A 13,063-nucleotide genomic window follows, 5' to 3' on the forward strand; every position below is an offset into this window, starting at 1 on the left:
CGTTTTGTAGGGGCAGGACTTAGGTTTTCGCTATTCTAGTTTGTTACTAGGATACTCGCTTTTGCACGTAATGGTAGACCGATTTAAGAATCGCTATTTTCTTCTCGTCACTCTCGTGTTCATGCACCAAGTTTTCAAGATTTAGCATGTAATCTTCAATACGTGATTCGAAATATTCACGGCAGTGATTTGCCCAGCGAACTTGCTCTGTTTCGCTCAATGTCCACGGGAAGTGGCGGGCGCGGTAGCGGAACAGAAGTGGGGTAATTCGTTCATCGTTGAATGTGATGTCTAAAGCCGCCAGATTGTTCGGATCGGTTTCACGAATGATGTTCATTGCTGTTTTGTCGGCAGGTGAGAAGAAGCCGTCGTAGAGCATGGTATCCACGTCAGAGCTTTTCTCATATTCACGCTCAATAGAGTAAAGGCCAATTAACTTTTCACGCACTTCAGGGTGCTGACGCAGTAATGCTAAGTTCTGTAGGCACTGTTCTCTATCGATGCCGATCTTTTCTGCATTCTCGGCGGTCAGTGTTTTGGCCGGTGCGAGAATTGGACACTTATTCAAGTGAATCAGTTTAACCGGAACAGGAAGCTCATCTGGAGCGAGTTCAGAGTGCTTAGTGTAAAGGCGCTCGTTCAGTTGGTCGACATCTAAATCGAGCAACACTTGAGGATCTTTGGCTAGATCAACGCAAATTACCGCATTTTGGTTCGTTGGGTGCCAAGCGACAGGGACCATCCAACTGGTGTAATTGCACTCTTTACCCAACATTCCAGATACGTGCATGAGTGGCGTCATATTAACAATATCCACCAGCTCATTAAGCTTGCGTTTGTGGCGCATGTTAAGGAAGTAATCGAACAGTTTTGGCTGCGCCGCTTTGACTTTTTTAGCCAGTTCGATAGTAGCGATAACATCCGCCATCGCATCGTGAGCATTTTCGTGCTCAATGCCATTTTCTTTAGACAGGTGTTCGAGTTTAAAGCTGATGAACCCTTCCTCATTCTCAGGCCATTCGATGCCTTCAGGGCGCAGGGCATAACACGCTCGCATTACGTCAAGCAGATCCCAACGAGAGTTACCGTTTTGCCAGCTCCATGCGTATGGGTCAATGAAGTTGCGGTAACAGGTGTAGCGCGTTACTTCATCATCAAAACGAATGCTGTTATAGCCCAAGCTGATGGTGTTTGGCGTGGCTAATTGCTCATGGATCTTAGCGATAAACTCAGGTTCCGACAGGCCTTTAGATTCGGCTGTTTGTGGTGTGATGCCAGTGATTAACGCCGCTTCTGGATGAGGCAGGTAGTCCGCTGGCGGTTGGCAATAAATGACAAGAGGCTCACCAATAATATTGAAGTCCATATCGGTGCGTACGCCTGCAAACTGACAAGGTCTGTCTTTTGCTGGGCTGGTTCCCCACGTTTCATAATCGAAGAAGAAAAACGTAGGCTGCTGCTCTTGTTGCATTATCTATTACCAAGTGGTTGAAATTCACCTTGATATTAGACCATTGCTATTCAAGCAAGGCAAACGAGATAGCGCGATCTCAGTGCGATTGATAAAAAAATGGCCGACAATTGTATGCCGGCCATTTTCAAAGATGGATTAAAGTGGTTACGCTTGCTGCGTTTCTAGCGATTCATCTGAATTTTTAGATTTCATCAAACGGCTAGTAATGGTACCAGCTGTCATCGCGCCTGATACGTTTAGCGCGGTACGTGCCATGTCGATCAATGGTTCAATCGAGATAAGCAGCGCTGCGATTGTGACAGGTAGGCCCATTGCAGGCAGGACGATAAGTGCCGCAAATGTTGCACCGCCACCAACGCCAGCAATACCAAATGAACTTACTACGATGATAGCAATCAGTGACAACATGAAGTTGATTTCAAATGGGTCGATACCAACCGTTGGTGCAACCATTACTGCTAGCATTGCAGGGTAGATACCCGCACAGCCGTTCTGACCAATTGTCGCACCAAAAGAGGCGGATAGGTTAGCGATTGCTGGTGGCACGTTCAGTTTGTTGATTTGCGCTTCTACGTTCAGCGGAATGGTTGCCGCTGAGCTGCGAGAAGTGAACGCAAATGTCAGTACAGGCCAAATCTTTTGGAAGTATGACTTAGGGCTAACACCAACAAACGACACTAAAATACCGTGAACAACAAACATCAATGCGATAGCAACGTAAGACGCCACAATAAAGCCAAGTAGGTTTAGGATGTCTGTTGCACTTGATGTCGCGACCACTTTCGCCATCAGCGCCGCAATACCGTAAGGTGTTAGCGCCATGATCATTTTCACGAGTCGCATTACGATAGATTGGGCAGCTTCAACGAACGTGCGGATTGGTGATTCAAGCTCTTCTTTCTCTGCCATTACTTTACGTGCAGCAATACCTGTTAGCACGCCGAAGATGACAACAGCAATGATAGAGGTTGAACGAGCACCGGTCAGATCAGCAAATGGGTTTGTCGGGATAAAGCTCACCAGCATTTGCGGAATGGTTAGATCGCTTACTCGGTCAGCACGGCTTTCAAGCGCGGCTATTCGAGCTGTTTCACGAGCACCTTCCGTTAGACCTTCTGCACTCAGCCCAAACGCGTGTGTCACGATGATCGCAACTAACGCTGAAATAGCTGTGGTTACAAGCAAGACAGAAATGGTTAAACCAGAGATTTTGCCCAGAGCGCCGCCTTTTTCAAGCTTGACAACCGCAGCGATCATAGAGACCAAAACAAGTGGCATGATGATCATTTTTAGTAGGCCAACATAGCCACGACCAACAATGTTTACCCATTCTAAAGTTTGGCTAATAACCGGATTGCCTTCACCAAAGATAAGCTGAAGAGCTAGGCCGAATGCGCTGCCCGAGACTAAACCGAGTAACACCAAGCGAGATAACGTTTTCTCTTGTTTCTGCTGTCCGTAGAGAAAGAAGAGAATGCCAACAAATACCGCTAATGCAGCGATAACAACGACTGACATGATTGATTGTCCTTATGATTACGCGTGAGATATAGGTAGGATCTATATCTTATGGAATTTGGTTCGGTATGAGAGTAATGATTTGAAATGCCCAAATAAAAGTACATTTGGGCATTATATATAACAGTAAGTTATTAAAAGGGAGGGAAGGACATAATTTGGACGTATAGAGCCGAAATAACGCCGATTATTGATACTTATTGAGCAGTGCTTTCATACTGACAGTATCAAGAATTTCAACCTTTTTGGTCGCGTGAGAAAAGAGCGAATACTGCATCGCCTTGGCAACGTCTTCTGCGTCGATAGGAACGAAGTTCGCCAACGGTCCAAACATCACTGGCTTTACGACTCGTAAAACGGCTTGCAGGACAGCCTCATCTTTACGTGGAGATTCTCGCAATCCTTTTAATGGCCCTGGATGAGCAATGACTAAACGCTCGAAGTTTAATCGTTCCAGTGCAAGCTCCATGCGACCTTTACACCTTAAATAATGCGAGAAGGAGCGAGTGGATGCACCTAGACTAGACACGACCGCTAGGTGCGTAACACCAAGCAATTTCATTTCTTGCGCTACTTGGCAGACCAATTCATAGTCAACGTGCTCTAGGGCTGGCTTTGAACCTGCTTGCTTGAGCGTCGTACCCAAACAGATAAAGCCATACTTTGGCTGAACATCGTCAGACTCCCATTCATGTACTTGCAGCTCAGGGTGCTGGATGGTGACTAACTTGGAATGAAAGAAAGGTAGAGGCTTTCGAGAAAGCGCATAGATTTTTTCGATCGGCTCTGCCTCAAGCATCTGCTTTGCTAGCTCATTCCCGACCAATCCGGTACTACCCGCGATCATAACAATGAGGTTGTCTCTTACATACAATATGATGTACCATTTGTTATTGATGGATAAGAAATTAGTGACTATATTTTCATCACGATACCCAAGCATCTAATAAACAGGCGTAAAAGTCTGTGATCACAAACAAACTTGTTTCTTACTACACTTATCTTTGACGGATGAGCCATTTCGATTGAAGGCTGTCGAGAATGATAAAGTTAGGGCGCAATTAAATGAAAATTAAGCAAAAACTATTACTGGGTTTGATGGCGGCAACGTTACTTCCCGTCGCGATCATATCTTTCGTTGTGATCTCGAACTCAAGAGATGAAGCGATAACGGATTTTATTGATCGAAGTACCGGTGAAATCCGACAAGTTGATAACGCCATATCGATCTATTTCAAAGCGATTGAAGAAAACGTTCGTATGTTAGCGAGTCAACCAGCAATCAAGAAGGCTGACAACTCAATTGAAAGTTACATGGATAAAGGTGATATGGCGATGACGCCTTTATCTAACAGCAAAACAGAACAAGAAATTTTCAAAACCCTTGAGCAATTTGGCCGTTCACACTCAGGCTATTCCTACGTTTACATGGGGACTAAGCAGGGTGGCTATGTACAATGGCCACAAGGTAATATGAGTGCGGGCTACGACCCACGTCAGCGCCCTTGGTTCACAACTGCCCAAAAAACGCCTAACAATGTTGGCCGTACACCGGCTTACTATTGGGCAGCGGATGATGCGACAATCGTTGGGACAGTGATGACCTTTGACGCGGATGATAGCGCGAGTTCAGGTGTGGTTGCGGTTGATGTATCACTTAAGAACCTGACCGATATCGTCAAAGAAATCAAAATCGGTGAAACCGGCTACCTGATGATGATTGAAGATTCGGGCAACGTATTAGTCGATGCACATAATCCAGATAATAACTTTAAGGCGATTGACTCATTAGGGACAGGGTACAAAGCGTTAAGCCAGCTTGAAAGTGGTGTGCTTGATGTTGAAATCGACGGCGAGCACATGATGGCAAACGTCTATTACTCGAACAAGTTAGGTTGGAAGTTTGTTGGCCTTATCTCTTACGATGAAGTGATGCGTGATAGCAATAACTTGATGAAGTTTATCACGGTGATTGTTGTTGTTCTGGGCGTTATTTTTGGTGCTGGCGCGATGTTATTGGCGAACCTGATTTCAAAACCTCTGACATTGGTATCTACCGGTCTAAAAGAAATCTCAGAAGGTGAGGGTGACCTGACGAAAGAGCTGCAAGTACGCTCAAGTGATGAAACCGGTGCCTTAGCGGGTTACTTCAATGAATTTATCAAAGCGATTCGTCAGCTTGTTCAGCAAATCTCTTCGTCAGGTTCGAGCATTGCGGATTCGGCTTCTCGAGCGAGCTTGGTATCGGAAGAGCTAAACCAAGTATCAGAGCGACAAAATCAAGCGGTAGAAATGGTATCTACTGCCTTTAATGAGATGGTGGCTACGGCTAATGAAGTGGCAACACTTTGTACAACCGCGGCATCTGCAGCTGATAGCAGCCAAGTGTTGGTGAGCCAAGGTCAAACGGATATTGGTGATGCGGTAAATAGTGTGAATGAATTGGCACAACTTATCTCAGCATCATCGGAAACCATCACTGAGCTTGAGCACGATAGCCAAAGCATTACGGTTATTCTCGAAACCATTCGTGGCATCGCAGAACAAACGAACCTGTTAGCGTTAAATGCAGCGATTGAGGCAGCCCGAGCAGGCGAACAAGGTCGCGGCTTTGCCGTTGTAGCGGATGAAGTTCGTGCCTTGGCGAAACGTACACAAGATTCAACAGAAGAAATTAACGGTTTAGTGCAGCGCCTGCAAAACCGCACTAAAGAAGTGTCAGAGCAAATGACGGTCAGCTTGCGTGCGTCTGAGCAAACGGTCGAAATCACTGACTCAGTTCACTCAAGCTTTAGCGGTATTTCTCAGTCGGTGACGTCTATCCATGATATGAGTACACAGATTGCAACGGCAGCTGAAGAGCAGCATTTAGTGGCGGAAGAGATCAATCGTAACATTCAGCAAGTGCACGAAGATACAATGCGTGTCGATGAAGTCGCGAACAGAGCCAAACAAAACTCGACTGACCTTGCGAGCGCAGCGGATGGTCTGAATGATTTGGTGAAGAAGTTTAAGACAGAATAATTGACGTTGTCGTTAAACTTTAAGGCCTCGCTAACAATGCGAGGCCTTTTTCTTTTTAAGTTAGCGACATCGGGACTTTCTTTTGATTTCGTTGCGGAGATTTATTGGTTTTTTGCTTGTTAGATCGTTGGTTGGCAAACATAGCGCCTCCTTGACGGTTATGTGAGTTAAGCAAGAACACGGCTAAAGAAAATGCATAGTTTGTGCCGTTATTAAAAAACTCACTGTATTAATAAGATAGATGAATAATGGGAAAGACGGCTAAGTTTGTTGTCAAAATAAAAGTCATTTTGAAAAGCACACAAAAGGAAGGAAGATCTCAATAAAGGGTGTTAACACCTTGATTTCACGTTACACTCACTGCAAAGGACGAACACTTCTAGGATATCGAATGGACATCAACCTCAGTACCCTTGCTCCCACTCAGATTTACCACTTAATGACTCAAACTGTGATTCCAAGGCCTATAGCATGGGTTCTAACGGAGTCAGACGATAAGAACTACAACCTAGCGCCTTTTTCTTACTTCACGCCTGTTTCGAGCAACCCGCCATTATTGATGCTTTCGGTGGGTAAGAAGCCGACAGGTGACATCAAAGACACCACTCGCAATGTGTTAGAAATGGGGCGAATGGTCGTGCATATCGCTCATGAAGATCAAGCCAATGAGGTGACACAGACAGCAGCGACATTGCCACATGGTGAATCAGAAGTTGCAGCGTCGGAACTTTCTTTGGTTGATTTCGAAGGGTTTGAAATGCCTCGTGTCGAGGGTTGTCCAATTGCCTTTGGTTGTAAATTGTATGAAGTGAAAGAGATTGGTGAGACGCCGCAAAGTCTGATCTTCGCTGAAATCGAACAAGTCTATATCGATCCTAAGGTGATTGATGATCGCAGTGACCGATTGGTGGTTGAAGCGTTAAAAGTGAATCCACTTTCTCGTCTGGGTGGCAGCCAATATGCCACGCTTGATCATGTTTTTTCTGTTGCACGCCCGAAGTAGTTTCTTATGTCTAATCAAATCTTCTCTGATGCAATTTGGCATCGTATTAATCAAAAAACCAAACCAGTAGGCGCATTAGGTCAGCTTGAAACGGTTGCTCATCAACTGGCGATGATTCAAAGTGAACAGCTGGGTGACGTTGTCACTAAAGTTAAAGTCAATAAACCTACGGTAGTGGTGTTTGCTGGTGATCATGGCATCGCAGACGAAGGGGTGAGTATTGCCCCAAGTGCAGTTACTCAGCAGATGGTACTGAACTTTCTTGCGGGTGGCGCGGCGATTAACTGTTTTTGTCGAGTCAACGATGTCGCGCTTAAGGTTGTAGATACCGGTATTTTGCTTCCTGTTGAACAAGCTCATGATGACTTTGTTGTTCAGCGTTTAGGTGATCGCACGGAGAATTTTGCGAATCAAGCAGCAATGACTGAGCAGCAAGTTGAAGAGGGCTTAAAGCTTGGTAAGTCGTTAGTTTCATCGATTATTCATGATGGCTGTAACCTTATCATGTTTGGTGAAATGGGCATTGGCAATACCAGTAGCGCTGCAGCTATTTTAAGTGCGCTGTCTAAGCGTAAGCCCGCAGATTGCGTTGGCCGTGGTACAGGTATTAGCGATGAGCAGTGGGCTAAAAAAGTTCAACTGGTAGAGCAAGGCGTATCAAGGTGCTACGGATTGTCAGTAACAGAAACGTTGGCTCAAGTCGGTGGATTTGAAATTGTGCAAATGGTGGGTGGTTTCCTTGCAGCAGCAGAAAACAAAACACCGGTGCTGGTGGACGGGTTTATCGTGACTGCGGCGGCTTACGTAGCGGCACTTATCAATCCTGCGTGTCGCGATGTAATGATCTTTGCGCACCAATCACATGAAACTGGACACCAATATCTGCTACAAGAATTGGATGCAGAACCATTACTCGACCTCTCATTACGTTTGGGTGAGGGTACAGGTGCTGTGCTAGCCATGCCTTTGATTCGAGCTGCGGCCGAGTTTTACAACAATATGGCGAGTTTTGAAGAAGCCGGTGTGGTGGTCGATTGATGCAAGTGGCTAAACATCAATATCAGCTATTCATACTTGCATTGGGCTTCTTTTCACGTATTCCGGTTCCGGCATCTATACCTTACAGCGAAGAGCGGATGAACCAAGCTGGGCGTTACTTTGCTCTTGTTGGTTTGTTATTGGGCGCTTTGTGTGCCTTGGTTCTTTATCTCGCTCTGTGTGTACTGCCAAGCTCGATTGCGATTGTGCTCATGATGGTGTTTAGCTTAATGCTGACTGGCGCTTTTCACGAAGATGGTTTGACCGATATGGCCGATGGTATTGGTGGCGGTATGACGATTGACCGCCGCTTAACCATAATGAAAGACAGCCGTATTGGTACTTATGGTGCCAGTGCTTTGATCATGGCGCTGCTTGGCAAATACCTACTTTTGGCTGAGCTTGTACGCCTTGATCAAGTTGTCACAATGGTGGTCGTTGCTTATTCCCTTTCAAGAGCTGTAGCTGCATCACTTATCTATGATATGCCTTACGTCAGCGACATTGATACCAGTAAAAGCAAGCCCTTAGCGCAAAGACAATCGAAGAAAGAGCTATTGTTACTGGTTTTGACTGGGCTTCTACCTTGTTTGTTGCTCGCCCCTCAACTCGTTGTGTTACTCATTGGCGCGATGGTCGTTTTTAGAGTGATATTTAAACGTTGGTTATTAGCCAGACTGGGCGGCTTTACGGGAGATTGCTTGGGCGCAGCGCAGCAGTTATCTGAGCTTCTCATTTACCTTATCTCTATCGCTTGGGTGTTTAACACGTTATGACGATTCACTTTGTTTTAGGAGGAGCGCGATCGGGTAAATCTCGATACGCAGAGCAACAAGTTCACCAACTGGCTGAGGCTAAAGCCAAGCATTATGTCGCGACAGCCATTGCCTTTGATGACGAGATGAAAGCGAGAGTTGCTCATCATCAGCAATCTCGTGGTGATGGCTGGCAAGAGCATGAATGCCCAACCGCGTTGACAGATCTTCTATCTCAATTTAGTACGCAAGATGTGGCGTTGGTCGACTGCTTAACCCTTTGGCTGAACAACGTTATCTATAATGAAGGGGACACCCTTGAAGAGACCAAGATCAAAAGCTCAGTCGAGGCGTTGGTTCAAGCGTTAAGTAAAACTCAAGCTGATATCGTACTGGTTTCTAATGAAGTCGGTCTAGGGGTGGTCCCATTAGGCGAAGTCTCGCGGTTGTTTGTCGACCATGCCGGCTGGATGAACCAAGCGATAGCCAAGGTCGCTAATGAAGTCGTTCTAGTTACTGCTGGTTTACCGTTGATGCTTAAGTTAGAGCAAGAGGGGTAGTCCGTGGAGGATGTAAAGACATTCAATGTTTACCTACTTCGTCACGGAAAAACCGTTGGAGATCCGGCACTCTATGGTCATACCGATGTGTTAGTCGCCGATGAAACGCAGCATGGAATCCAACGAGCTGTTCAGGCAGAACAGATTGCATTTAGCGCCATAGAAAGTTCGCCACTTCAGCGTTGTCAGACATTGGCTCGGTTAATCGCTCAAGAGAACCCTCAATTGAGTCTGGTCGTTGCTGAACGTTGGAAAGAAACCCACTTTGGCGGCCTCGATGGTGTTCCCTTTGAAAGCGCGACCGAACAGTGGCCTAAGTTAGAAGCATTCTGGCAAGACCCAATGACTAACACTCTACCTAATGCGGAGCCATTGGCTCAGTTCTATACAAGAATTTCGAATGCTTGGGACGAATTTGTCCAAGCACTACAACAAGATACATTGATCGTCTGTCATGGTGGCACCATACGGATGATATTAGCGAAAGTGTTGCAGCTAGATATTGCTAACCCGAAAATCTATTCGACGCTGCACATTGCTCATCAATCATTAACTCACATACAAATCACACTTGCTGATAAGCACTATGAGCGTGTTTGTATGATTGGAAAACCTTTAAACGGATAGGAACGAGAATGACTGCACCAAGCTGGAATTTATCAATCGCATACCAACAACTTGATGATCCTAAGATCGAACAAGATATTGGCCTTATCCAACAGTGCATCGAAGTGCTGGTGTTGCATGTCGATAATTGCAACGCAGTAACGGTGATGCAAAATGCCATTCAAACCAGCGAAGCGGCGGGGAAACTGCTTGCAACGCTGAATACATTCGCTACGTGTCACGCCTCTATCGATGCAACAAACGGAACGGCAAAAGCACTTATTGGCCGTGTTGCCAAGTTGCACTCGGAGCTTTCTCAAGCCTTTGCGCCTTACGAACATGCCTTAACTCACGCGGCAGAAAGTTTTATTAAAGATGTGCTTGAGCATGAAAGTGGTGACGTAAATGGCCAAGCATTTTTAATTGAATGCGATCGTAAAGTGGCTGACACCAAATTGTCAGTGGCAGAAGAGCAATTGCTAACCGCGATGCAAGTCGATGGCCGTGATGCGTGGGGCCGTTTATACGACAACATTACTGGCTCACTTCAAGTTCACGTTAATGATGAAACCATCGGCTTCTCGCAAGCAGCAAGTACGCTTTATGGTACAGACTTTGATGCTCAAGAACCGGCATGGCGTGGCATTCAACAAGCGATGAAAGACAATCAAGAGTCGTTTTCTTCGATTTTGAATGCTTTAGCAGGTTGGCGCCTCACTGAATACCAAAAGCGCTCAAAAATCACCGATGTTGAGTTCCTAGACCCAAGTTTGCATCAAAGCCGAATTCAAGCCTCAACACTAGAAGCGATGATGTCGACAGCCAAAGCAAATAGAGACGTTGGGCAGAAAGCGGGACGTTTGATGGCGCGAGTACACGGCTTATCAGAAATGAAGCCTTGGAACCATTTAGCGGGTATGCCAAGCCTGACGGACGCAGAGCCGAAAGTGTACGAGTTTGATGAAGCGATCGACATCATCTTCGCGGCGTTTAACCAAGTTGAGCCAGAAATGGCAAACTTTGTGACTCGCATGGTGGAGAACGGTTGGATTGATGCTGAACCAACAGAGAACCGCCGACTAGGCGCCTACTGCACTAAGTTCGCTGCAACTCGTACGCCACTGGTATTTATGACTTGGGGTGGCAGTCGCTCTGATTTATTGACGCTGGCTCATGAAATTGGACATGCTTTCCATAACTGGGTAATGCGTGACATGCCATTGTGCCAAACTCGCTACCCAATGACCTTGGCGGAAACGGCGTCTATTTTTGCGGAAAACATTGTTCGTGATTACCTGCTTGAGCACGTATCTAGCCGTGAAGAGAAACTTGAGATGCTGTGGGAAGAGCTTTCAAGCTGTTACGCTCTGATGATCAACATCCCAGTACGTTTTGAGTTCGAGAAACGCTTTTACGAGCAAAGAGCTAATGGCGAGCTGACACCAGATCAGCTGTGCGATTTGATGAGCGAAACATGGCAAGAATGGTATGGCGATTCAATGTCTGAGTCTGATCCATACTTCTGGGCGAGTAAGCTTCATTTCTCAATTTCTGAAGTCAGCTTCTACAACTACCCATATCTATTTGGTTACCTGTTCAGTATTGGTGTTTATGCGCAGCGTGAAAGTAAGCGCGAGGCATTCTACGCAGACTATGTAAACTTACTTCGTGATACAGGCTCTATGATGGCAGAAGAGGTGGTTGAGAAGCACCTAAGCATGGATCTCTCAAAAGCGGATTTCTGGCAACAAAGCATTGATCGTGTAAAAGCGAAAATTGATGAATTCGAAGCGTTGCTAGATCAAAAATAACCATTGAAAACATGGTACTATATACGGCCGGGCTCAAGCTCGGCCAGTGTGTACAGCTTTACTTTAATCTAGGTTAGGCGACGGCAATTTAATAAATTACGATGAAGCACAACATTTGTGTCCATAAGTGGGATCGCCCCTACATAATTTCGATGAACAATTCTTTAACATACCCGCTGTGCAATAAAGGAGTAGCGCATGACGAAAAACCTCTTTCGCCAATCTTTTCTTTTTGACAGCTTAGACTTAGAACAAGAAATGCCTGCCAACGAAGTGACTGTGGCGGGTGGTACGATATTTAAGCTTCATCAACGAGGTGTTCTGGAAGTGATTCCAAAAGAACTCTCGCCAGAAAGCAAACACATCATTATCTCTTGTGGCATCCATGGTGATGAGACTTCTCCAATGGAGATCACGGATAAAATCATCACAGATATTCAGACTGGCTTCCAACAGATTAAACACCGTCTGCTTTTCATTAACGCGCACCCTGAAGCAACCAATGCGCACACTCGGTTTATTGAGATGAATCTAAACCGACTGTTTGATGATAAAGAGTATGAGCCATCAAAAGAGCTCGACATTGCCAATAATCTAAAGCGAGTCGTGACCGATTTCTTTGCTGACACGCCGCAAGAGCAACGTTGGCACCTCGACCTTCACTGTGCGATTCGACTCTCTAAACACTATTCGTTTGTCGTCAGCCCTAAGGTCAGACACCCTGTGCGTAGCCAAGCGCTGATGGACTTTGTTGCAAGTGCGCACTTAGAGGCGGTAATGTTCTCTAATGCGCCATCGAGTACATTCAGTTGGTACAGCGCCGAAAACTATGGTGCGCAAGCGCTAACAGTAGAACTAGGCCGTGTGGCGAAAATTGGTGAAAATGAACTGGATAAACTGGTCGCGTTTGATCTCGCTCTTCGTGATTTGATCAGTGAAAGTGAAGCGGAGCATCTTCCACGTCAGCCGGTTATGTATCGCGTCAGTCGCACCATAGTTCGCTTACATGATGACTTTGACTTTATCTTTGATGATAGCGTAGAAAACTTCACGGCATTTAAACATGGCGAAGTGTTTGGTCACGATGGTGATAAACCGTTGATGGCGAAAAATGAAGGCGAAGCGATTGTGTTCCCGAATCGTCACGTTGCAATTGGCCAACGAGCCGCGCTAATGGTGTGTCCAGTCAAGATTCGTTACGAACATGACCAAATCGTGTACGACTAAGTCTGCTCAGGGGTGAGTTAACCCACGATTAGACTTTCTATTTTAAA

11 protein-coding genes are annotated in these 13,063 nt (G+C 45.8%); 8 read left to right on the forward strand and 3 right to left on the reverse strand.

Annotation, left to right across the window (positions count from 1 at the left end):
* Positions 1-46: 46 nt before the first annotated feature.
* The 3 genes from sbcB to EJ063_RS16135 all read right to left on the reverse strand — a co-directional run bounded on the left by sbcB (position 47) and on the right by EJ063_RS16135 (position 3,839).
* The gene (sbcB, locus tag EJ063_RS16125; protein WP_126575356.1) at positions 47-1,471 is read right to left on the reverse strand and encodes an exodeoxyribonuclease I; all 1,425 of its coding nucleotides are present in this window, start codon (positions 1,469-1,471) and stop codon (positions 47-49) included.
* Between the two features lie 147 nt (positions 1,472-1,618).
* The gene (locus tag EJ063_RS16130) at positions 1,619-2,992 is read right to left on the reverse strand and encodes an L-cystine transporter (protein ID WP_126575357.1); all 1,374 of its coding nucleotides are present in this window, start codon (positions 2,990-2,992) and stop codon (positions 1,619-1,621) included.
* Positions 2,993-3,179: 187 nt separating this feature from the next.
* Positions 3,180-3,839 (reverse strand): Rossmann-fold NAD(P)-binding domain-containing protein, encoded by a 660-nt coding sequence (locus tag EJ063_RS16135; RefSeq protein ID WP_244225202.1) that lies wholly within the window; start codon positions 3,837-3,839, stop codon positions 3,180-3,182.
* A gap of 218 nt (positions 3,840-4,057) precedes the next feature.
* Between EJ063_RS16135 and EJ063_RS16140 the strand changes: the two genes are divergently transcribed.
* The 8 genes from EJ063_RS16140 (at position 4,058) to EJ063_RS16175 (ending at position 13,016) form a co-directional block, all read left to right on the forward strand.
* A complete protein-coding gene (locus EJ063_RS16140) occupies positions 4,058-6,016 on the forward strand; it encodes a methyl-accepting chemotaxis protein (RefSeq protein WP_126575358.1) in 1,959 nt (652 codons plus the stop codon).
* 391 nt (positions 6,017-6,407) lie between these two features.
* Positions 6,408-7,019: a flavin reductase family protein gene (locus tag EJ063_RS16145; protein ID WP_126575359.1), complete on the forward strand. Its 612-nt coding sequence runs from the start codon at positions 6,408-6,410 to the stop codon at positions 7,017-7,019.
* A gap of 6 nt (positions 7,020-7,025) precedes the next feature.
* The gene (gene cobT, locus EJ063_RS16150) at positions 7,026-8,057 is read left to right on the forward strand and encodes a nicotinate-nucleotide--dimethylbenzimidazole phosphoribosyltransferase (RefSeq protein ID WP_126575360.1); all 1,032 of its coding nucleotides are present in this window, start codon (positions 7,026-7,028) and stop codon (positions 8,055-8,057) included.
* On the forward strand, positions 8,057-8,833 hold the full coding sequence (locus EJ063_RS16155) for an adenosylcobinamide-GDP ribazoletransferase (protein WP_126575361.1): 777 nt from the start codon (positions 8,057-8,059) through the stop codon (positions 8,831-8,833). The genes cobT and EJ063_RS16155 overlap by 1 nt, the downstream gene beginning before the upstream one ends.
* Positions 8,830-9,372 (forward strand): bifunctional adenosylcobinamide kinase/adenosylcobinamide-phosphate guanylyltransferase, encoded by a 543-nt coding sequence (cobU, locus tag EJ063_RS16160; protein ID WP_126575362.1) that lies wholly within the window; start codon positions 8,830-8,832, stop codon positions 9,370-9,372. Before EJ063_RS16155 ends, cobU begins: the two co-directional genes overlap by 4 nt.
* Before the next feature lie 3 nt (positions 9,373-9,375).
* Positions 9,376-9,999 (forward strand): histidine phosphatase family protein, encoded by a 624-nt coding sequence (locus EJ063_RS16165; RefSeq protein WP_126575363.1) that lies wholly within the window; start codon positions 9,376-9,378, stop codon positions 9,997-9,999.
* 8 nt (positions 10,000-10,007) lie between these two features.
* Positions 10,008-11,789 (forward strand): M3 family oligoendopeptidase, encoded by a 1,782-nt coding sequence (locus tag EJ063_RS16170; protein ID WP_126575364.1) that lies wholly within the window; start codon positions 10,008-10,010, stop codon positions 11,787-11,789.
* Positions 11,790-11,987: 198 nt separating this feature from the next.
* Complete coding sequence (locus tag EJ063_RS16175; RefSeq protein ID WP_126575365.1) at positions 11,988-13,016, forward strand: succinylglutamate desuccinylase; 1,029 nt, start codon at positions 11,988-11,990, stop codon at positions 13,014-13,016.
* Positions 13,017-13,063: the final 47 nt, after the last annotated feature.

The organism is Vibrio aquaticus (genome assembly GCF_003970385.1).
Classification (GTDB): Bacteria; Pseudomonadota; Gammaproteobacteria; order Enterobacterales; family Vibrionaceae; genus Vibrio; species Vibrio aquaticus.